18 protein-coding genes and 4 pseudogenes are annotated in these 20,761 nt (G+C 60.4%); 5 read left to right on the forward strand and 17 right to left on the reverse strand.

Going from position 1 to position 20,761, the window contains the following annotated elements; translation table 11 throughout:
• Nucleotides 1-44: 44 nt before the first annotated feature.
• The 6 genes from ACKAMS_RS31305 to ACKAMS_RS31330 form a co-directional block, all read right to left on the reverse strand.
• Nucleotides 45-722, reverse strand: coding sequence for an ABC transporter permease (locus ACKAMS_RS31305; RefSeq protein WP_231915856.1), 678 nt, complete (start codon nt 720-722; stop codon nt 45-47).
• 375 nt (nt 723-1,097) lie between these two features.
• Nucleotides 1,098-2,771, reverse strand: a complete 1,674-nt coding sequence (locus tag ACKAMS_RS31310) for a long-chain fatty acid--CoA ligase (RefSeq protein ID WP_064113462.1) — start codon at nt 2,769-2,771, stop codon at nt 1,098-1,100.
• Between the two features lie 97 nt (nt 2,772-2,868).
• Nucleotides 2,869-3,279 carry a sterol carrier protein gene (locus tag ACKAMS_RS31315; RefSeq protein WP_042920096.1) on the reverse strand — a complete coding sequence of 137 codons (411 nt, stop codon included), beginning with the start codon at nt 3,277-3,279 and terminating at the stop codon, nt 2,869-2,871.
• Nucleotides 3,280-3,291: 12 nt separating this feature from the next.
• Entirely contained in the window at nt 3,292-4,776 is a 1,485-nt protein-coding gene (locus ACKAMS_RS31320) for an aldehyde dehydrogenase (protein ID WP_042920093.1), read from the reverse strand.
• A gap of 62 nt (nt 4,777-4,838) precedes the next feature.
• Nucleotides 4,839-4,994 carry a hypothetical protein gene (locus ACKAMS_RS31325; protein WP_156519336.1) on the reverse strand — a complete coding sequence of 52 codons (156 nt, stop codon included), beginning with the start codon at nt 4,992-4,994 and terminating at the stop codon, nt 4,839-4,841.
• A 302-nt stretch (nt 4,995-5,296) separates the two neighbouring features.
• Nucleotides 5,297-6,631: a sensor histidine kinase KdpD gene (locus tag ACKAMS_RS31330; RefSeq protein WP_051649478.1), complete on the reverse strand. Its 1,335-nt coding sequence runs from the start codon at nt 6,629-6,631 to the stop codon at nt 5,297-5,299.
• 102 nt (nt 6,632-6,733) lie between these two features.
• Here ACKAMS_RS31330 and ACKAMS_RS31335 point away from each other — a divergent pair, with 102 nt between their 5' ends.
• Entirely contained in the window at nt 6,734-7,420 is a 687-nt protein-coding gene (locus ACKAMS_RS31335) for a response regulator transcription factor (protein ID WP_058228370.1), read from the forward strand.
• Nucleotides 7,421-7,499: 79 nt separating this feature from the next.
• Here ACKAMS_RS31335 and ACKAMS_RS31340 read toward each other — a convergent pair.
• Nucleotides 7,500-7,928: pseudogene (locus ACKAMS_RS31340) on the reverse strand (IS1380 family transposase); the annotation flags it as partial.
• Between the two features lie 67 nt (nt 7,929-7,995).
• On the opposite strand from ACKAMS_RS31340, the pseudogene ACKAMS_RS31345 reads away from it, so the two are divergent.
• Nucleotides 7,996-9,247 (forward strand): annotated as a pseudogene (locus ACKAMS_RS31345) (Mu transposase domain-containing protein).
• Between the two features lie 216 nt (nt 9,248-9,463).
• Nucleotides 9,464-9,850: pseudogene (locus ACKAMS_RS31350) on the forward strand (ATP-binding protein); the annotation flags it as partial.
• A 160-nt stretch (nt 9,851-10,010) separates the two neighbouring features.
• On the opposite strand, the gene ACKAMS_RS31355 reads toward ACKAMS_RS31350, so the two are convergent.
• The 8 genes from ACKAMS_RS31355 to ACKAMS_RS31390 all read right to left on the reverse strand — a co-directional run bounded on the left by ACKAMS_RS31355 (nt 10,011) and on the right by ACKAMS_RS31390 (nt 16,620).
• On the reverse strand, nt 10,011-10,283 hold the full coding sequence (locus tag ACKAMS_RS31355) for a hypothetical protein (protein WP_058228369.1): 273 nt from the start codon (nt 10,281-10,283) through the stop codon (nt 10,011-10,013).
• Nucleotides 10,280-10,711 (reverse strand): tyrosine-type recombinase/integrase, encoded by a 432-nt coding sequence (locus tag ACKAMS_RS31360; protein WP_051649477.1) that lies wholly within the window; start codon nt 10,709-10,711, stop codon nt 10,280-10,282. Before ACKAMS_RS31360 ends, ACKAMS_RS31355 begins: the two co-directional genes overlap by 4 nt.
• 27 nt (nt 10,712-10,738) lie before the next feature.
• Complete coding sequence (locus tag ACKAMS_RS31365) at nt 10,739-11,758, reverse strand: transposase (RefSeq protein ID WP_081558937.1); 1,020 nt, start codon at nt 11,756-11,758, stop codon at nt 10,739-10,741.
• Nucleotides 11,691-12,041, reverse strand: coding sequence for a transposase family protein (locus tag ACKAMS_RS31370; RefSeq protein WP_074447157.1), 351 nt, complete (start codon nt 12,039-12,041; stop codon nt 11,691-11,693). Before ACKAMS_RS31370 ends, ACKAMS_RS31365 begins: the two co-directional genes overlap by 68 nt.
• Before the next feature lie 1,003 nt (nt 12,042-13,044).
• Nucleotides 13,045-14,040 (reverse strand): R2-like ligand-binding oxidase, encoded by a 996-nt coding sequence (locus tag ACKAMS_RS31375; protein WP_042920084.1) that lies wholly within the window; start codon nt 14,038-14,040, stop codon nt 13,045-13,047.
• A gap of 89 nt (nt 14,041-14,129) precedes the next feature.
• Nucleotides 14,130-14,447, reverse strand: coding sequence for a ferredoxin (gene fdxA / locus ACKAMS_RS31380; RefSeq protein WP_042920082.1), 318 nt, complete (start codon nt 14,445-14,447; stop codon nt 14,130-14,132).
• A gap of 27 nt (nt 14,448-14,474) precedes the next feature.
• Nucleotides 14,475-15,485, reverse strand: coding sequence for an NAD(P)/FAD-dependent oxidoreductase (locus tag ACKAMS_RS31385; RefSeq protein ID WP_042920079.1), 1,011 nt, complete (start codon nt 15,483-15,485; stop codon nt 14,475-14,477).
• Nucleotides 15,486-15,513: 28 nt separating this feature from the next.
• Nucleotides 15,514-16,620: an NDMA-dependent alcohol dehydrogenase gene (locus ACKAMS_RS31390; RefSeq protein ID WP_042920077.1), complete on the reverse strand. Its 1,107-nt coding sequence runs from the start codon at nt 16,618-16,620 to the stop codon at nt 15,514-15,516.
• 687 nt (nt 16,621-17,307) lie between these two features.
• Between ACKAMS_RS31390 and ACKAMS_RS31395 the strand changes: the two are divergent.
• A pseudogene (locus ACKAMS_RS31395) lies at nt 17,308-17,583 on the forward strand (tyrosine-type recombinase/integrase); the annotation flags it as partial.
• Nucleotides 17,580-18,698, forward strand: a complete 1,119-nt coding sequence (locus ACKAMS_RS31400; RefSeq protein ID WP_051649475.1) for a hypothetical protein — start codon at nt 17,580-17,582, stop codon at nt 18,696-18,698. The pseudogene ACKAMS_RS31395 and the gene ACKAMS_RS31400, both read left to right, overlap by 4 nt.
• 132 nt (nt 18,699-18,830) lie before the next feature.
• Here the strand turns inward: ACKAMS_RS31400 and ACKAMS_RS31405 are convergent, their stop codons facing one another.
• Together ACKAMS_RS31405 and ACKAMS_RS31410 are read right to left on the reverse strand one after the other, a co-directional pair.
• Nucleotides 18,831-19,859: an AraC family transcriptional regulator gene (locus ACKAMS_RS31405; protein WP_051649474.1), complete on the reverse strand. Its 1,029-nt coding sequence runs from the start codon at nt 19,857-19,859 to the stop codon at nt 18,831-18,833.
• Between the two features lie 199 nt (nt 19,860-20,058).
• A complete protein-coding gene (locus ACKAMS_RS31410) occupies nt 20,059-20,712 on the reverse strand; it encodes a TetR family transcriptional regulator (protein WP_042920075.1) in 654 nt (217 codons plus the stop codon).
• Nucleotides 20,713-20,761: the final 49 nt, after the last annotated feature.

Consider the following 20,761-nt stretch of genomic DNA (forward strand, 5'->3'; position numbering starts at 1 on the left):
CCGTCATTCTTGTCGTTCGGTTTCTGTCAGTTGTCCAAACGTGTTCAGTGCAAGGCCAAAGTCGTGATCACCGAGTTCGCCAGGAACAGCAGCAGGAAGCTGAAGACCACTGTCTGGTTGACGGCGTCACCGACGCCCTTCGGTCCTCCTCGTACGTTCAAGCCGAGGTGGCATGCGACCAGTCCGGCGAGCATCCCGAACACCGCGGCCTTGATTTCGGCGACGAAGAAGTCCCCGAGACCGGTCAGAATGGAGATCGAGGTGACGTACTGACCGGGCGACGCGCCCTGCATGTACACGGTGGCGATATAACCTCCCACCAGACCGACGGACGAGACCAGGCCGTTGAGGAACATCGCGATGACCATGGAGGCCAACACTCGCGGAACACAAAGCCGGTGAATGGGATCAATCCCGAGGACCTTCATCGCATCGATTTCCTCGCGGATCGTCCGAGAGCCGAGATCCGCGCAGATCGCGGTCGATCCGGCGCCCGCGACGACCAGGACTGTGACGATTGGCCCGATTTCGCGAACGATGGCTACACCGGCACCCGCACCGCTGAGGTCCACGGCACCGATCTCTGCCAGCAGGATGTTGATCTGATAGACGAACATCATGCAGAAGGGGATCGCCATCAACAGAGTCGGCATGATCGACACACTGGCGATGAACCACGCCTGCAGGAGAAATTCGCGCAGATGAAAGGGGCGACGAAACATGAAGCGAAACGTCTCAAGGGACGTGGCGTAGAAAGCACCGACCGCACGGGGTGCCACGCGTAAGGCGGCCAAAGCCTTCGCGCCACTCTCGCCCGCCGATCGGGATCTGTCCAGCAGTTGCACGTAGTCCTCCGCGATGATGAGTGCCTGTGTATGAGTGTGTCGACGGATGCCGCAGCGTTCGATTCGCGTCGACAGAGACGCCTCCGGCCGGGTTTGACTGGGATGGGCCCCTTTTCGGCGCTCGGTACCAGTGGGGTGCGGTCCACACCGACGGTGAAGAGGGGCTGTGCCGGGGTTCCCGCGACTGTGGGAACCCCGGCACAGCCCGGTGACCCAATGAAAGCCGTCACCACTTGTGACGGTCCGATCGTGCTATCCGAGGGATCCCTGCCGGAGGCTCCGAGTACCGTCGGCGTTGGGTGAATCATGACTGAGCTGCGCTGTGCGGGTCGAGAGTTGCTCTTCCATGTCACCTCGGGCGTACAGCGCGCGCAGCGCCTTTTTGTCGAACTTTCCGACGCTGGTTTTGGGCACCGCCTCGAGAAATGCCCAGCGTTCGGGAATCCACCACCGTGCGACCTGTGCGTTCAGGAATGTGCGCAGTTCATCGGTGCCGATCGTCGAGCCCGGGGTGCGCACAACGCAGCCAAGCGGCCGCTCTTCCCACTTGGCGTCGGGTACGGCGATAACGGCTGCTTCGAAGACCTCCGGATGTCCCATCAGGGCGTTTTCGAGGTCGACCGAACTGATCCACTCGCCGCCGGACTTGATGACGTCCTTCGTTCGGTCGGTGATCTGGATGTATCCGCGGGGGTCAATATGGGCGACGTCGCCGGTGCGCAGCCATCCGTCCGCGAACTTGTCGGCTGCGTCGACTCCGTAGTATGCCGCGGTAATCCATGGCCCTCGCACCTGGATCTCGCCGATCGACTTTCCGTCCCAGGGCGCCTCGTTGCCGGAGTCGTCTACCAGACGCGCTTCAACGCCCGCGGTCACTCGGCCAGTCTTGGATCGCCAGTACATTTCGTCTTCCGGCGCGCTTCCCTTCGGTGGCAGAGCTATCGCTGCGAGCGGGCTGGTCTCGGTCATTCCCCAGGCCTGAATGATGCGGACACCGAAATCGGAGTCGTAGCCCTCGATGAGAGAGCGTGGAACCGCGGATCCTCCACACGCGACGAGTCGTAGACTGCTCAGATCTGTGCTGTGTGTTCGGGCGTAGCTGAGGAGATCGTTCCAGATTGTCGGTACGGCGCCGGCGAGGGTGGGTCGCTCGGACTCGATCATCTTTGCCAGGTGATCGGCCTGGAGATAGCGGCCAGGTAAGAGCATATCGGACCCGGAAAGCCATGATGTGTAGGCCAATCCCCACGCATTCGCATGGAACATCGGTACTACTGGAAGCACGATGTCGTGCTCGGTGAGACCGAAGACGTTCCCTGCGGCAGATGCCATGGAGTGTAGGTACGTCGAGCGGTGACTGTAGACGACACCCTTCGGGTCGCCCGTCGTGCCGCTTGTATAACACATTGCCGCGGCCTGCGATTCATCCAGATCCGGCCACACGTATGGTGCGCGGGACACTGTCAGGAGGTCCTCGTAGTGAAAGTATCGGTTGTTGGGTAGCTGGTCGGTGTCGCCGACGACGATTACATGCTCGACGGTCGTGAGCTGGTCGAGTACTCGGGCCAGTAGCGGAAGAGTAGTCCTGTCGGCGATGATGACTTTGTCTTGAGCATGGTTAATCACGAACGACAACTGCTCTGGGGTCAGTCGCAGGTTGAGGGTGTGGAGGACGGCACCCATCGAGGGGATCGCGAGGTAGCACTCAAGATGTTCCTGCGTATTCCACAGAAGCGTGGCGACCCGGTCGCCTGGAGAAACTCCGATTTCGGTCAGCCCGCTGGCGAGGCGTTCGGCACGGCGGGCTACTTCGTCAAATGTGGTGCGACGGCAGGAATCCGGCTCGTAGGTCACGACAGTGGAGTTCCCGTATATGCGCTGCCCGTGTAGCAGTATCTCGCGGACCAGCAGTGGGGAGTTTTGCATCGTACTAAGCACGGGGTCTCCAGGTTTCAGAAAAAAGGGGGACTTGTCGACGGGAGCGCGGCGCGGTGAAATTGACGCACCACGCTCCCATACACGGCTAGGCGTTCAGCAGATCAGTCCGCTCGTCGACGGCAAGCATGTTTCGGTACGGGGTAAACAGTGTCTTCGCTGTAGGGATGATCTTGAGAAGCTTCGGCACTGGCCCCTTGGCACGCACCGTGCCCTTCGCCATGGCGACGGGGAGATTGAGGTTGCCGAGCCAGAACTTGTTTCCGCTGTCGGCCGACATGAACAGTTCGACGTTCGGGTCGGGCCCGACATCCACTCCGGTGTAAACTTTACCGTTTGGAAAGTCGACCGTGATCACCGAATCAGGGTCGGTGTACGTAATCCGAAGAGTCACACCCGACTCCGCAAACTTCGGTCCCAATTCGGGATCCGAAACTCCCTGATTGAATACACCGCCGACATACTTGTACACATCGTCGGCGTTCTTGAAGATGCCCATTTGTGTTTCTCCTTAGTCGAGATTTATCCAGACCGACTTGGTCTGGGTATTGCCGAGAAGCGCTTCCTCGCCGAGGTCACGTCCATACCCGGAATTTTTGAAGCCACCGAAAGGCGAGGTTGGGTCCAGCATGTTGTACATGTTGACCCACACCGTCCCTGCGTCGAGTGCGTGCGCAACCCGGTGTGCGCGTGAGACATCACGGGTCCACACGCCGGCTGCGAGTCCGTATTCACTCGAGTTCGCCCGGGCGATTGCCTCGGCTTCGTCATCGAATGCAAGGACCGACAGAACCGGGCCGAACACTTCCTCGCGGGCGATACGCATGTGGTCGGTCACGCCGGTGAAGATCGTGGGCTCGAGGAAGTAGCCGGCGGAGTCCGAGCAGCGGTTGCCGCCGGTTTGCAGGACCGCTCCTTCCGCGAGTGCGGCCTGAACAAAACCTTCGACCCGGTCGAGCTGATTTGCCGAGATCAATGGTCCCATCTGCGTGCCATCGTCGAGGCCGTGACCGGTCACGATTCTCTGTGTCGCCTCTACCAGTCTGGCAACCACCTCGTCATGAATGCTGCGGTGCACGAACAGGCGGCTACCAGCGCAACAGACCTGTCCTTGATTTACGAAGATGGCAGTCAGGACACCCTCGACCACTGCATCGAGGTCTGCGTCCGCGAAGACGATGTTGGCGGACTTGCCACCGAGTTCGAGCGTCACCTTCGCAAGGTTGCGGGCACTGGCGGCAACGATGCGCCGACCCGTCTCAGTCGACCCGGTGAACGTAATCTTGTTTACACCGGGATGTTCTACGAGTGCTTGTCCCGCTTCGTGACCCAAGCCGGTTACGACGTTGAACAAGCCAGGAGGTAGCCCTGCCTCGATCGCCAATTCTGCGAGCCGCACCGTCGTCAACGAGGTCATCTCGCTCGGCTTGACGACGACGGCATTACCAGCGGCCAGAGCGGGCGCAATCTTCCAGCTGGCGATAAGGAGCGGGAAGTTCCACGGGACGATGGCCGCGACGACACCGAGTGGTTGCCGCCGAGTATACGTCAGGGCCTCGCCCACCAGTGGCGACACCGGCAAAACATCGCCGGTCAACCGGGATGGACTACCCGAGTAGTAACGCCAGACTTCCGTTGCGATGCTCAGGTCAAGGAAGAGGGACTCTGTGAGGGGCTTACCGTTGTCGAGGGTTTCGAGTGTGGCAAGCTCCTCAGCGTTTTGCTCGACGAGGTGCGCAAGCTCCGCAAGCGCACGACTACGTGCAGTGGGCTTAAGCGCACCCCATTCGGTCTGGGCGGAATGGGCCGAGCGCACAGCGGCGTCGACATCATCGCCGGTGCCCAGCGCGATCCGGGTCAGGACCTTCCCGTTTCCTGGGTCGACAGTATCCAAAGTGTTGCCGCTCAACGCTGGGCGGCGCTGTCCCGCTATGAAGATACTCTCCTCGGCACCATCCAAGGACGGTGCCGTGCCTTCAGGGATGATCGTGGTCATCGAATCTCCTGCTTATGGACGCCGGACTTCGGCGCACTAGGGGTCAAGTCTGGTGATCCAGGTCACGTCTTTGCGCGGGTCATACGGGCCATGGATGGCCCGAGCGGGCCGTCGGCGGCCGCGATGAAAGGCCCGAAGCTTCCGACGAGCGGGTAGTTGGCGGACGGGCGGGAGGTGCCCATAATGCACGAGAGGACTACCGCTGCGGATCCCGTCACTGCGGGCAATCCGGGGCCGGTGCGAGGCTTGAGAAAAGTGCGTTGCAAAGGGGCTGGTTTTGGTGCATCGGGATGAAATATCCGCAGTGACAGGCTTTCTGGTCGCGGGGTGGTGCCAGCTTTCACGGGCAAAGCTATATGTGACCAGGACCCGGATTGACGGCATCGACTGGGCAGAAGCTCTCCGTAAGGTGGTGAGCGGTGCAGGCAGGCGAGTCAGGCAGGCCGGTGCTGTTTGACCAGTTGGAATCGTGGCTTGAGACTGGGACCGTTTCCTGCACTTACGGCGTGCGGGAGTCGCGTCAGCGTGGGTCGACGCGTGCTGAGATCTCCGGAGGGCTGTCCAGTGGGATGACGACTCGGGCGATCAGTCCTCCCCCCGGGCGCGGTACCAAGACAAAGGTACCGCCCATCGCGCTCGATATTTCCGCGACGATCCACAAACCGAGCCCCGCCGTGCCTCTGCGCTCGCCGAGGCTAACGAACTTGCGGGTAACCAGGGTGGCCTCGTCATCGGTCAAACCCGGTCCGCGGTCGCCGATTTCGACCTTCAGGGACGATGGGGTGCAGATCAGGGACAGTTCCACGGGATGGTCCGCACCGTATCGTCGCGCATTCTCGAGAAGATTCGTCATGACACGTTGTAGTCGGTGGGCATCGCAGTGGACCACGGCACCGGGCGGTGTGATGGTGATTTTGCTGTTCGCGCGCGAGATGCCAGCCGCTGCGAGCGACCCGTGGGCAAGCTCGTCCAATGCGATGCGCCGCACGCGGGCGACGCCGGTGGGATCGCCCGTACTCAACGCCACATCGGCCAAACTGTCGAGCATGTCGGTGAGGTGCCGGCTATGTGCTGCAATCAGACTGATGGCCCTTTCCTGGGCCTGGGTGTCAAACCGGCCCGGGGTGGCGAGGGAGTTAGCCAACGAACTCAATGACGATATCGGCGTGCGGAATTCGTGCAGTACGATCCTCAGCCCATCATCTCGCATCGCTTGGGCTTCGAGCAGTCTGGCTCGGAGATCGCGTTCCTCGACAATTGTCAGATGCTCCGAGAGCGCCTCGGCCCTCGCCTGGACCGCTCGGTCATGTTCACGATCGAGGAGGCTCCGTAGGGTGCCGGTCAAGACTGCGAACATAATTAGGTAACCGCACCACCACCATGCCGTCTCTATGCGGTACGCCATCGACGCACTAGGCAGCGGTATGGCGAGTGCAACCACGGCAAATAGTGCACCCACGCACGCGGCGCCGGCAATGGCGTGCCGAATCCCCTGGCGTATCGCGATCGCGACGATCGCCAAAGGCAGAACTGCGACAAGGTGGCTCATTGCTCCACCAGTTGCGGCCGCCAATGTCACCGACGCCACCCCGTCGAGGGCCGCGACCACATCCTGGGGTAGTTGGCGCAGGCCCTGCAGATCGGCAATCAAAATGTAACTGGCATACGTGAAGGCGAACCCGAGACCGAGCACCGCTATCGGCAGGTATGTACGGTTTATCGGTGTTCCGAAAGCTACGACCACGGTGATGCTGCCGATGACGAGAACTCGCAGCACCGCGATTACTCGCTCGGGTTCCTTCCAATGAACAGGCTTTATCGCAGCTCCCGCGATAGGGTCATACCCTCTGAACATGATCGTTGCTCCTCAAGGCTGCGCTGAGTCGATCCCTTCAGATTCTCTAGGTGAGAGCCCGCATAGCATCGCGTACTTGTCGGGCATGTCACACTACAATCTATGTCTGGTACCCCACTCGTCGTAGTTATCGTGGACGACCATGCGCTCTTCACTCAGGGGCTCGAACTGTTGTTAGGTGTCAGGGCTGACCACCTTTTCGATGTTGCTGGCACCACGACGAACGGCGATGAGGCAGTCGCACTGGTCGGGAAGAACCGAGCGGACATCGTGACGATTGACCTGACTCTGCCACCACGAGGCGGATTGGAGGCCATCGCAGCAGTCCGTGCCGCCTATCCTACGACGCGGATCTTGGCACTTTCGGGCACTGAGGACCTCGCCTTGGCCGAACGTGCATTGCGGAGCGGTGCGGACGGGTTCATGGCGAAGTCGTCCGACGCGGACGCGCTCGTGGCCCCGCTACTCGCCCTTGCGGCCGGAATGAAAGTCGTCGAGGCGGGCGTGCTTGAGAAAATACTCAGAAGTAGTCGCAAGCCCGAGAATGATCTCCTAGACAAGCTCGGTCCACAACAAGTGAAACTGTGGAGCCTGCTCGCTCATGGTCTGGAGACAACGGAAATCGCTGAGCGAGTGCATGTCAGCGAAAGAACAGCCAAGAGGATGGTCGCATCACTTATTCAACGGGTAGGGGCGCGAAATCGTATCGAAGCAGCGGCCATGGCGGGTCGCTATGGGCTACTCGACGCCGATTCCTGGATGCACCGAGGTAATGATTCGTCGTTGTGAATTATCTTGCGCGCCATCGGGTGAGCTGTGAGCGTGGTCGATCAGCCGACCTCAGCTGTCGGGTCGTCCTACTGGATCTTCACAACGTGGGCGCGCAAGAGTCGGACCCGGTCAGGCGATGATCGGGGCGGTAGAACATGCTCTCGAACAACGTTGTCCACGGTTTCTCCCACGGCCAGCCCGGCGGGAGGTGCAAGGTCAGTTTTTGGACGGAGTTAGGCGATCCGTTGGGGGACCGAGATCACCGTCCGGCGGATGGCGCCGGCGCTCGCTTTTCGCCAGTGCGGAGTCACCGGTTAGTGTCGCTGCAGTGTGCGTGCGGTTGAAGGCCATTCCAGCGCAGACGAGCCAGTCGGCATTCGCGCAAAACGCACTGTGGGCTTTGTGTGCGAGCACGGAGTTCTCCAGATCCGCATGCACTTGCTCGATGATCGTATGCCGGCGATGGATTCCATCGGCCGCAACAAGTGTCGATGTCTGCGAGGTCGGTGGGGGTGAAGAATGCGTGGAGCGCCACACGTTGAACCGTTGGGGTTAGCGACGGATTGGGATTGACCGTCTCCGATGCTAGGAGGGTGATATCAGTGGAGGATTGGGCAGAAATTCGTCGTCTGCAGCGCGGCGAAGAAACACCGATCAAGGAAATCGCACGACGGATGGGCATCGCCTGGGACGCCGGGCGCACTGCGTTACGCGCGCAGGGCCAGAGCCGGGTCGGGGGACGCGGCTCACTCGCCGATGGAGTCGAGCCACAGATCAGGCAACTGCTGTCCGAGTATCCGCGGATGCCCGCGACGGTGATCGCCGAACGGATCGGCTGGGAACATTCGCTGACCACACTCAATGATCGGGTGGGACAGATCCGGCCGGAGTACCAGGGAATCGACTCCGCCGACCGAATCACTTAGGAGCCTGGTCAACTCACCCAATACGATCTCTGGTTCCCAGAGACGAGAATCCCGGTCGCAGCCGGGCAAGAACGAATCCTGCCTTGTGCGGGTGATGACATTTGCGTTCTCACGGTTCACGACCGCATCGATGATTCCTTCGAGGCAGGGCGGGGGTATTCTCTCGGGAATGTGGACCTCGGTCGCGAAGATCGGTCGAGTGACCAAAACACTGCTGTGGGATAGAGATTCGGCGATCGGTGGCACTGGAAGGGTGATCACTCCAGCGGTGGCGTTCGCGGGAACATTGGCCACGCAGATCAAACTCGCTCCACCGCGGGACCCCGAGTACAAGGGCTTAGTCGAACGGCACAACGGCTACCTCGAGACCTCGTTTCCGCCTGGCCGCCGGTTCGCTTCCCCCGAGGACTTCAACGACTAACTCGGCGACTGGTTCCTACGCGCCAACTCTCGGATGGTTCGCTCGATCGGGGGCCGCGCGATCGACCTGCTCGACACGGACTATTCGGCGATGCTTCCACCGCCGCCGGTGAACCCGCCGATCGGACTGCACCACCGAATCCAGTTGGCCCGTGACTATTACATCAGGATGGATGCAGTAGACTACTCCGTCGACCCACGAGTGATCGGCAGGTTCGTCGACGTCGCCGCATCACCCGAACGAGGTGGTGGTCACCTGCGAGGGACAGGTCGTCGGCTCTTACCGACGATCCTGGGCGAACATGCCGTGGTTACCGATCCGGCTCACGTCCAGGCGGCCGCGCAGTTGCGGCAACAGTTCACCGCCGACCAGCGACGTCACCATGACGCCGACCGCCACCATCTCGACGGGCACCGGGCCGCCTTGCGTGCTCTGCCTGACTATGACGCCCTTTTCAGGGTCGATTTCTGCATTCCCACAACGAAAGCGAGAACGTAAGTGGCTACCTTTACCAGTTCGAAGACCACAACGCCAACGAAGCCGGCAGGATCATCCGATGGGTTGCCGTCGATGATCGCCCACCTCACCCGGGTACTGAAAACGCGGACGACCGGAGCAACCTGGGAAGATCTCGCAGCCCAGGGGCGGGATGAGAACTGGTCCCACACGAGGAATACCTTGCAGCGCTGTTTTTAACAGCAGGTCGCTGAGCGCGAATCCAAGGGTGCCATCATGCGGATCCGCACTGCGCACTTTCCGGCGGTGAAAACACTCGAGGACTTCAACCTCGACCGCCTGCCATCGCTACGTCGTGAGGTGTTGGCGCCCTTGGCCACCGAAACATTCGTGGCGAAGGCAGAGAACGTGATCCTGCTCGGCCCGCCCGGCATCGGCAAAACACACATAGCAATCGGACTCGGCGCAAAAGCGGCCCACGCCGGCTACTCCGTCCTCTTCGACACGGCATCGAACTGGATTGCTCGTCTCGGTGCCGTACACCATGCAGGCCGGATCGAAGCGGAACTGAAGAAGATTCGCCGCTACAAACTGATCATCGACGAGGTCTTGTCTCAAGAGTTTGATGCTGTGTTGGTCAGCTGAAGGATTCGAGGGCGGTGGCGACGTCGTCGTTGAGTTCTTCGGCTCGTCGTAGTGCCTTGCGGAGTCATTCTACTTCGAGTTCGCGGGCAGCGATTCGTCCGGCGGGTTCACCGATGGCTCGTGCCTTGTTCTGCGGAATCCGGGCGGATGTGATGAACGGTCATGTCGGCTGAACGAAACGGCCGAGCACCAATGCCCGCCCCTCCGAGACGGTGCACCGTTCCTCGGCTATCAGCCACCACTGCTGCAACGAAATACCCTCTTGCGCAGGAGTGTTCGTAAGTATCGCCGCCGTATCCGATATGACGTGCTGTCGGCGCCGCGGTCCGCAGTCCCAGGTGCGCACCATTTCCCTGACGGCAGCCATCACCCGATCGGGTTCGAATGGCTCTTTGCGCAGGTCCCGATCGATCTGAAGGCTGACCGCGTTCACCGGCACCCTCCCAGATCGTCCAATGCCGCAATTGTCTCCGGGGCGTAGTCGCGCATACCGACGTCCGGATTCCTTCCACAACAGTCAGGTGCGCGCTCCGCTGACGGCGAGCGACTTTCCACGAGCGCCTTCAACATAGCTTTCTCATCGACATAGGCATACACATCGGCAGTGGTGGACACATTCCGATGTCCGAGGATTTGTTGTGCCACATGCAGTCCCGCCGTGTCGACCAGCAACTGAGCCACCGTATGCCGAAACATGTGCGATGTCGCATGAACACCGAGCCGAGTCGCAGTGGCCCGAAACGACGCCTCGAAAGCTGGGTAGCGCAACGGACGACCCTTTGCCTGACGTCGCCCGACCCACAAAGCCGACGTATCGGCTTGGCCTCGTTCGAGCGAACCGATGCAAGTTCGGCAGATCATCAGCCGAAACGGCCGACATCCACAGGTTCAATTGTTTGCCAAGGCGTCCGGTGAGCATCCCTGCAAACGACTTGACATGGCCTGCAGTTGCTTCGAGGTGCCGGCAGCTGGCGAGAACCTGCTTGAGCCTGATCTGCCCATCGTCGGTGAGGTTGTCGGGATGCCGCGGCATCCACGAGGTGATCCGCCGCACTTTCGGCACCTTTCGGTGTGGACGGTGGAGCTGCCCCTATCCTGCGAAACGGGCGAAGGTAATCCAGAACGGAGCTGTATAGCTGCCGCGATATCCCAATTCTTGAAGTTCTTCGTAAAGTGCAGCAGCGTAGGCATGGCCGTCGTTGAAACGCTCGTGAAGATATTCGGCGAACTCGTCCAACATAGTTGGCAGGCCGGCTCGCGATGCCCCAACAACTCATCGACACTGTTCGCGTAGTAGAAACGACGAACGGTCTCCCGTGCCAGTTCGAGTTGCCGTGCGATAGTTCGGATTCCCATGCCTTCGTTCTTGAGAGTCTCGACCGCCTGGAAACGATTCTTCGTGCGGATGACGAGCATTGAACTCTCCGGACGGGTGGTGTGTACCTGCTCGGCGACCTGCTTCAGTTGTTTCGACGCGGTGCGTTCGATCGAAGGTTCAGGCTCGAACTCAGGATTCTTCAGGCAATTATGATGGGCTGCAACGGTTTTCCTCACAGCTTCGGCGAGGTTGTGCCATAGGTGCCGGCGGTCGGCGACTTCGATCGCCTCGGGCGCTCCGGCACGGGCGGCTTCGGCATACGCGCCAGCGCTATCACGACAGATCACCTGTGTTCCCGGATGTTCGGTGAGCCATTTTGGTGACTGTTTCGGCTTTCCGGTTGGTAAGAGAACATCGACGGGCCGGTGAGTGTCCATATCGATCAGAACTGTGCCGTACCGATGTCGCCTTCCCAGCTTGAAATCATCGACACCGAGCACTTCGACAGTGGTCGTGGGCGGATCAGGTAGCGCTCGGACCAGGCGCAACAGGGTAGAGCGTCCGACATATATGCCCAGCGCAGATGCCAAATGCGATCTTCTCGAGGGTTCCGCGTAGCAGCGGAGTGGTCCGTGCGTAAGCCTTGGTCAGTCCGTCGATCTGCTCGACAAATGTGCGTCGGTCACAGCCGGTGTTCGAGCACATAGGTCGACGTACCTGCAAGACAACGTAACTCGATCGGCCAGCTATAGCCGTATCGGCGAGCATTCGTTCGTACCGACTGTGCACTCGTTTCGAGGAAACACCGCACGTCGGGCAGCTCGCCAACGTCGACAACGGTGACGCCCGAATACGGACTCCGCCTGCGGTCACATCGACCGAATCGATGTCGACACCCGCCAGATGCGGAAGAAATGCACGCAGGTCACACCAGTTCTCAGGACATCAGAACGATCATCTCCCACACGGTCCACGTCATATCGGAACGACACGCGGCGTGAAGGTGGAGCCGTCACGGAAAGTGGGCCAGAACCAATTCCAACCCGTCGTTGACAGAGCCTCCCCGAACTGCCGCACCGATAGTGGGATATCCGGAAAACGCGGAGTTTGCGCGTAATGGCTTCGATATCCTTTGGGGATCAGCGCCATTGTCGGCGATCCTTCGGGCCGTTTCTCGGGAGGAACCGCACGAACCTTTCCTCAGCCGTCTGTCTGACAATCGTTGGCGCGGTGTGGGCGTCCTTGTTGAACTGTGGCCGTGGACTTCGATGATCGAGTCGTTGATGTCGATTAGCACCCGACCGCCGTCGCCGGCAGTCAGGGCGATTTCAGCGAGTCCGCAGAGAAACCGTGACGCCACGGCGTCGAGTTGGCGCGCGTGCCCGAAGGCGAATTTGCGCAGGCACGAACCCGACGTCGAAGGTGCCTAAGGGTGGTCGAATAGCGATTTCATTGCTCCGTGGCGGAGGATCGCCATGGCAACATGCTAGCCTAGCTGTGCCGTCGACGTGAGCGCCGCCGAGTGATCAATCTTCGGCCGGCATTGGCGCCTGCATCAGTCGGTACGGACAGGTGAGCAGTCCGGGTCGCTCGGCCAACGCGACCACTGGGGCCCAGCCATACGGTGGAAACAAGATTCGGGTCGTCGAATCTGGAAGTTGCGATGGTCGGGGTTGAGATAGTTGCATCTGCGAGGTGCTCTTCGCTGCGTCCGAATGTGATCTTCAGGAAATCTTGTTCATTCACTACGGCAAGGCTTTTCGCATTACGACTTGCGTTCGGCCACTATTTGGATCGGTGTATCCAGGCTTAACGGGGCGGCGATTGAAGGGACTTGGGGGGCTGGTCGAGACCAGCCCCCCAAGGTCTAAATAGCCTAGCTGCCGACCAGTTTCTTGTCCTGTGCGATGGCGTCAGCGATTGCCTTCTGATCCTGGATATGGAAGCGTTCTTCCAAATCGGCGGGGGAGTAGTCGAGATCGATACCCGCGGGATCTAGACCGCGAGCACTCTCCATCGATTCGAGTCGACGGTTGACCTTGTCGAGTGCGTAGTCGGTCATCTCGTCGATCGTGATGCCGAACGGAATTCCGCGATCCTCGTACTCGCTGAAGAGATTGACGATTAGGTTCAACGCAGGATTGAGCAGTTCCTGCATGCGGTCACTGACAGCGTCCCAGTTACGATCGTCAGCTGCAATGTGACGGCGGCACGTGAATGTTCCCCACGCCATGTGCCTGCGCTCGTCGTCACCGATGTGTTTGACGAGCTTTTGCATACCGGGCAAGATCCCCCGTCGTTGACACATCTTGGCCCACGCAAAATAGCCTGTCAGAGCGATGCAACCCTCAACGACGTGGTTGTACGTCACGCTCGCCCGTATTTGGTTCGCCGGGGATGGGTCCTCGGTCAGGGTGTATAGAGCACTGGGCAATTCGTCCAAGAAAATCTGCTTGTACGCGTCGCTGTACTCGACGTACTGGTGCAGATCTGTATTCTCGTGGCCAATGGCATTGAAGAAGCGCCGGAAACCCTCGGTGTGCTTAGCTTCCTCGTAGATAAACTGTGTCAGGTACAGTTCGTCACCGAGGCGCCCCTCTGCAGCCATTGCCGCCGCGAACGGCTGCAGGTCCTGAGTCACCGATTCCTCGCCGCCGATGAATTGAGACGCCAGCACCATGGTCAATCGCTGTTCGTCCGCGCTCATTGCGGCAAAATCCACCGCATCCTGGGTGAAGTCGATGGCCGCCGGATTCCAGACCTTCCCATTACCCTTGGTGAAAAGTTTCATCGGGAAGTTGTCGAGTTTCAGGCCACCTGGGGTAAGGCTGCCGAAACCGGTCCGACCGTTGTGTGTGATCGAGCGCTCCATACTCTGCTCCTAACAGTTTTTTCGGTGATGTCGCCGCGCGTTCCGCGACGACTGATGCATATAGCGTGTCGGTGGCGTGACTCGCCGGGTTAGTCGTCTTTGACAAAGTTCTTGACGAATTCCGGATCCTCAAGTGCTTCCTCGACTGTGGTTGAGCCGCCGGGATTCCCAATGGTCTCGAAAATGTTGGCAGCCGCTTCTTTGAAGGGCTTCCACTTGTCGGCCAGACGTTGCATGGGTTTGATCGCCTCTACCGGGCACACGATTTCGCACGCGCCACAGTCGATGCACTCGGTTGGGTTGATGTACGCCATCCGCCCGCCCTCGTAGATGCAGTCGACCGGACATTCCTCCATGCAGGATTTGTCCATGATGTCAATACAATTTTCGCCGATGACGAAGCCCATGACGATGCTCCTTTCCGATCCGGGTTTCTAGCTGATGGCTGCGAATACCGGCGCATTGTCGCTGGAATGTCCGGGTGCAAGACCGACTTCGGGCTGAAGGATGGCCGCGGCGTTGTTCACCGCAGAGGCGACCTCCCCGAAACCGACCGCGATAAGTTTCACTTTTCCTGGATATGTGGCGATATCACCGGCAGCAAAGACGCGGTTTCGATTGGTCCTCATTGTGGTATCGACCAGGATCGACCGATTCTCAAGTTCGAGTCCCCAGTTCGCGAGCGGACCGAGTTGCATCGTGAATCCGAGGGCCGCGACGACCAGCGTGCAGGGAACCGTGACCGGCTCGGTAGAGGCTTTGACGTTGACGATGGCGGAGTCGACGCTGCCATTTCCGTTCAGTGAGATGATTTCGGCATCGACGAGCTGGCGGCATGACGATTCCTGCAACAGTTTGACGCTGTGTGCGTGGGCGCGGAATTGCTTGCGGCGATGCACCAGGGTTGTCGATCGGGCACGCTCAACAGAAGCCAGCGCCCAGTCAACCGCTGAGTCGCCGCCCCCGACCACGAGCACGTCTTGCCCTTCAAGCACGTCGAGCCGGGGGACGAAATATTGCACACCCTTGCCCACAAACTCTTCGCCGCAGGGCAGAGGTCGAGGCGACACGGACCCCACCCCGGCGGTAATGACAACAGCCGAAGCCAGAATCTGCAAGCCTGTACTGGTTGCAATCTTCCACCGGTCTCCAACTGGGTCGAGACTAACCGCCTGCTGCCCCAACAGATATGTCGATTGAAACGGTGCGCCCTGCTGAAGAAGTCCGTCGATCAGCTTTTGTCCCTTTACTGATGGGAATCCGGCGATGTCGAAGATCAGCTTCTCCGGGTACATCGCCGTGATCTGTCCACCCGGGTTGGGTAGTGCGTCGATGACGGCGACCGACAGTCCGCGGAAGCCTGCGTAGTAGGCGCCGTACAGACCTACCGGACCGGCGCCTACAATGAGCAGGTCGACATCGACTGAATATTCCGTGCTAGCCATTCTTCTGATCTCTCTGTCAGCCCAGGGTTTAGAAGCGGATTAGCCCGCGGATGTTGTGTCCTTGACGCATGTCTTCGTAGCCCTCATTGATGTCCTCGAGTGCATACTCCTTGGTAATGAGCTCGTCGAGTTTGAGTTGACCAAGGTTGTAGAGCTCAAGGAGGCGAGGAATATCCATCTGGGGGTTGGACGAGCCGAAGAGGGATCCCTTGATCGACTTCTCGTACAGGGTGAGTTCGAATAGTGACCCGGAAAACGATTCTTCGTCCGGATGGCCAATGGCAGTGACGACCACTCGGCCACGCTTTCCGACCAACGAAAGGGCAGGGAGAATGTAGGAACCTTCGGCTACACCAGTGGTGATGATGCATGCATCTGCCAGTTGCCCGCGGGTGAGGTCCGCGACCACCGGCCATGCCTCGTCAACGGTGGCGAAGGCATGCGTTGCACCGAACTCAAGTGCCTTCTCACGTTTGAATGCGACCGGATCGATAGCAATCACGTAGCGGCAACCGGCAATCCGCGCGCCCTGCACTGCGTTACTGCCGATCCCCCCCACTCCGATGACCACCGCGGTGTCGCCTGCGCGCAGCTCGCCAGTGCGAACCGCTGAACCGAAGCCCGTCGTCACGCCACAGCCGACTAAGGCAGCGCGGTCGAGGGGGAAGCCTTGATCGATCTTCACGACGCTGGCCACGGGGACCACGGTGTACTCGCTGAATGTGCCGAGCACACACATCTGCCCGATGTCTTCACCGCGTCCGTGGAATCGGTAAGTGCCGTCAAGCTGTGGCCCCAGAACGATGGAGGCGCCCATGTCGCACAAGTTCGTCATGCCTCGGGCGCAGTAGCTGCATCGTCCGCAAGCTGGCAGGAAGGAAAGGACGACGGGATCGCCCTCTTCGACTTCGGTGACGCCGGCTCCCACCTTGTGGATAATCCCTGCGCCCTCATGACCGCCGACGACGGGGAAGGGAATCGGAATATCGCCCGTGACCAGATGCTCGTCTGAGTGGCATAAGCCGCTGGCTGTGAGCTTGACCATCACCTCGCCTGGCTTGGGATCGTCGAGATCGAGTTCATCGACCTGCCATTTCTCGCCGAGTCCCCACAGGACCGCAGCCTTAGTTTTCATCCATATTCTCCATTCATCAGTAACCTCCGACACGTCTACTGTGCCGGTGTGGTGTACATCACCGCGCGGTCCTTGAGCGCCACCTTTGGCCCGAGCGCGCCACCCGGCATCACGGCAGAATTCGCCTCGACCGATCCTTTGGGGTGTGCTGGTGGGGTTTCGTCCGAGGTGGTTGTCCTTAGCGTGGGGCGTGCTAGCGGTCTATCAGTGCCACTAGGTTCGGCCCCACGAGGCCTTTGTGAGCAGGGCAAAAAGTCATTCGGTCTGTGCATCCTTATGTCTTCGGCGGGTTGGCATCGTCAATCGACGGGATTCACCGGGACAAGGGTCCGTACGTCATTTCGTGGTATCCTTCCCGTGCGTACGGCGGCGCTAGCACCGCGTGCCCGCGCGATGAACCAGATTCGGGCGAATTTGATGGATCACGGGCCTACTTACTACACGGTCCCGGGTGTTGAAAGAGGATACTTGCGCGGCCTCGAGACGTGTCGGCGAGGTGTGGCCGTACGCCCGACCGTGCCCTGACACGGTCTTGGAGAATGAAATCGCACGAAGGCCACTCCACCCTGCCGTCGGCTTACTGGACGGAGCGCTGGCACACGAGGTTCGACCCGCCTGCTCGTGCGCTCCTGCTGATGCTGGTTCACGGAACGAGTTCGAAGGTCGAGACTTATTTGCGGGCGAGACCTATTTGCCATACGAGAAAATCTCTCCGACACAGCCCTGTCCGGGGCTACGGTACATGCGGCAATCCGGCGTCGCGCTGGCTACGATACCGCCACCGTCGCCCAACTGGGCGGGCTTCACTGCGTGCCGGATTCGTCACCCAAGCCTTCCGTAACGGTGCAGACGTACGCGCCATCATGCACCAAACCGGGTACACCACAACCCGCAATGGTCGAAACATACGCTCACGAGAATGCGCCACTGGTCGGCAACGCCGTTACCGAGCTCGGCCTATGACCAGGCACCCGACCGAGCCCGTGACCGGCGACGGGACGACCGGGGCAGATGCTGACCACGACGACCGCCCTTGTCCGATACGACCAGCGGACATCACGAACACGTCGATACCGAGGCGGGATCGGCACACGTGGTCACTGTTCGAGGACTGGTGCACCGCCCATGGCGAACCCTCACTGGCGGCCTCTCCGGAGTCACTTGCTCGGTTCCTTCACGCGCACCCCGCCGCGCCGACGACCCAACGCCGTCGGATCGCGGTGATCGACACCGCTCATCATCGGCATCTATTACCTCCTCCCGGGCGCGCTGAGACCGTCCGGGCTGCGCTGGATGGTGCCCGCACGTCGCGCCTGCAAGAGGTGGCAGCCGTGATCGGCGGAATCATCGCGCGGCTTCCCGAATACGGTTGGCCGTCAGCGTTGTTCGCACGCAGAGACGCACTGATCCTCACGCTCGCTACGACAGGTCTGCCGTACACGCACATCGCGGCCCTGCGGGCGTGCGATGTCACCGCCGATGCGGGTCTCGACGCCCTTCGCGTCGAGACAGGCCGCGGCGTTCATACCCTCACCTCCCTCGCGCTGGCGGGGACGGGCATCTCGCCGCGGATGGTGTACCAGCGCTGGTGTGAGGTGCTCGGCCATCGGACCCGGTATCCGAGCACTCGAATGATCGCCGACGCTCTCGATGCCGTGGACGGCGGCGCCGGGCTCGGCGGATACGACCGGTATTTCGACCCGGCCGGGAAACAGCCGCTGTCGACTCCTATCGACCGGTGGGGCCACACCCCGTTGGCTGCGACCCCGCTGACCGCCCGTGCGGTCGCGGGCATCGTGCGAATGCACCTGGACGGACGGGCACCCACCCACCTGCAGCCCACTGCGCGGTCACAACAGCCGGAGCAGATCGCGGCACCGGATCCAGTACCGCGGGTCCTACTCGACCCCGGCTACTGCGAACGCGGAACGCTTGCGCGTAGACACGCCCACGGTCTTCTCGACGACGTGGACTCCGTTCTGGCCGATGTCGAAACGCGCGCGGACAGCCTGTTGGAAGCACTCGTCGACTTTCTCGAATCGGAGACCACACGCGTACCGGCCGACACCGTCGAGTGACAAGTGGTTCGTACTCGGGTTTGCACAAACTCTTCTTCTCACGGCAGGGTGGCGGTGACGTCTCCGAAATCTCCGCGATGAAGATCGACCAGGCCGCGAACGGAGGCATCGATCTGACCCCGTCTGTGTGGTCTACGTCGAATCCGGGTCGTCCGAGAGTCGTGGGTTTCGGAAGTCTTTCGGAGAGCGCCCGGTCCAGCGTTTGAAGGCATGAGAGAAGTTGGCGAGGTCGCTGTATCCGAGTTCAGAAGCGATCTCGCTGACCGAAACCGAGCGGTCGAGGAGCCGTAGCATCGCGCGTTCGTACAGCAGCGATTGGCGCAACTTGCTATAAGTGGTCCCTTCTTCGGCAAGCCGCCGCTTCAACGTGCTGCTGGACATCGACAAAGCTTGTGCAACATCATGGTTGGTTCGCTGTCCGAGGTCCTTTTCCAACAGTTGCCTCACCTTCTCGGCGGATGGCATGGACCCACTCCGATGGGCGAGTGTTCGCTGCAGATCAGCGATAGCGAGTCGATATGCGAGAGGGTCCGAGAACCGACAAGCCTTGTTTAGTGTGTCCTCGGGTACGTGGACGAAGGAAATCGGAGCGTCGAAGAACCGGCGATTCGCCCCCGGACCTTTGTCGTGGCTCACCTCGGTCGGCTCCGGCCAGCTCAGATGGAGTGTCACCGGCGATATGTCACCGGCGAGCATGTCCAGCAGTCGTAATAACGCCGACCCACCGTAGGTGATGACCAAGCAGTCCAGTGCGGAATCGCCTGTGTGCGCAGTGAGCCCGACGATCAGACCGTAGTCGCCAGTGTGGAACTGCGATTTCAACGCCGTGGAGATCAATGGCAGGTATGTTAGGAGATCGACGATCTCGGCGACCGAACCAGCGCTGATCAAAGGTGAACTCAGGGGCCCGAACGATGTCAACTGGGCCTGCTCGGCAAACGCAAATCCGAGTCGAGTGGCCTGGGCGATATCGAGTTCGGGATAGACCTCCCGAAACCACCGTATCGGTGCCTGGACGTCATGCTGAATGAGCGTCGCTTCACTGGTTCCTTCGCGGTGCATGATCGCGCGAAGGCGCGCGGCGGCGCCAGGGTCGAGTGCGCGGCGTTCGAGCAGCTGCACGAACGCAAGCGGTGGCAAACCCTCATCGCTCAGCTTCACGGTGATTCCTTTGACCCGAATTCACAAGTTTATGACTCCACCGAACATAGCCGTCACCCACGTTTGCGACGACACTTTCGTCGATCACGCCAGGAACTGAGGTGGTGGCAAGCTGGACGGATTCTTGTCCGGAAGTTCGTTTCTCTTGAGAATGGGAATATTGCGTGACACCGACGCTAGCGGCGCTACACCGCTGTCGCTACGGTCGACCGAATCGAGTCGTCTTGCTCAACTCTGGATTGGCTTGAAAATCTTGGAACCCCTCGATGTACGGAGCGAGTAGGTCTGCGATATCGGTGGCGGTCTGGGCTGCGTCAGTCGGGGGCCGTGAGACATACGCCAAGGCCATCTGAACGATGGACGTGCTCAGGATATCGGCTTGGCGTTTCGGGGCTTGCACCCAGCATCGCTGAAATGTGGCAGAGAGGTGATCTGCGGCTCGCTCGACAAGCTGGGTGCTGTGAACAGTAATGAGCCGCAGGAGGTCTGCGGATGCGTCTTCTTCTCGTAGCGATCTGACCAATGGGTCACGTTCGGAGACGGCGAAAAACGCAGCCAAACCTCGGCCGAGCGCCAATCTGATATCACCAACGCAAGTGTAGAGTCCATCGTCCACCACACTGACCAGCTGATCGGTCAGTCGTATCGCGTAGCTCTCCGCCACACCGCGCCGGGACCCGAACTCGTTATAGATGGTCTGTCGAGACAAACCGGCTTCCTTCGCGACCTCGGACATGGTCACGGACTTCCAGCTCTGCCGCAGCAGGAGAGCGCTCAATGCGTCTAACGCGGTCGCACGAAGGAGAGTGCTTGCCGCTGTCCGGTAGCCACCATCAGGGCGCGCAGTGAGCAATGATCAGAACCTGTGGATGGTTCTCGGCGAGGCGGCGTGAGTGGGCGCA

The organism is Rhodococcus sp. 5A-K4, from assembly GCF_046097995.1.
GTDB lineage: Bacteria > Actinomycetota > Actinomycetes > Mycobacteriales > Mycobacteriaceae > Rhodococcus_F > Rhodococcus_F erythropolis.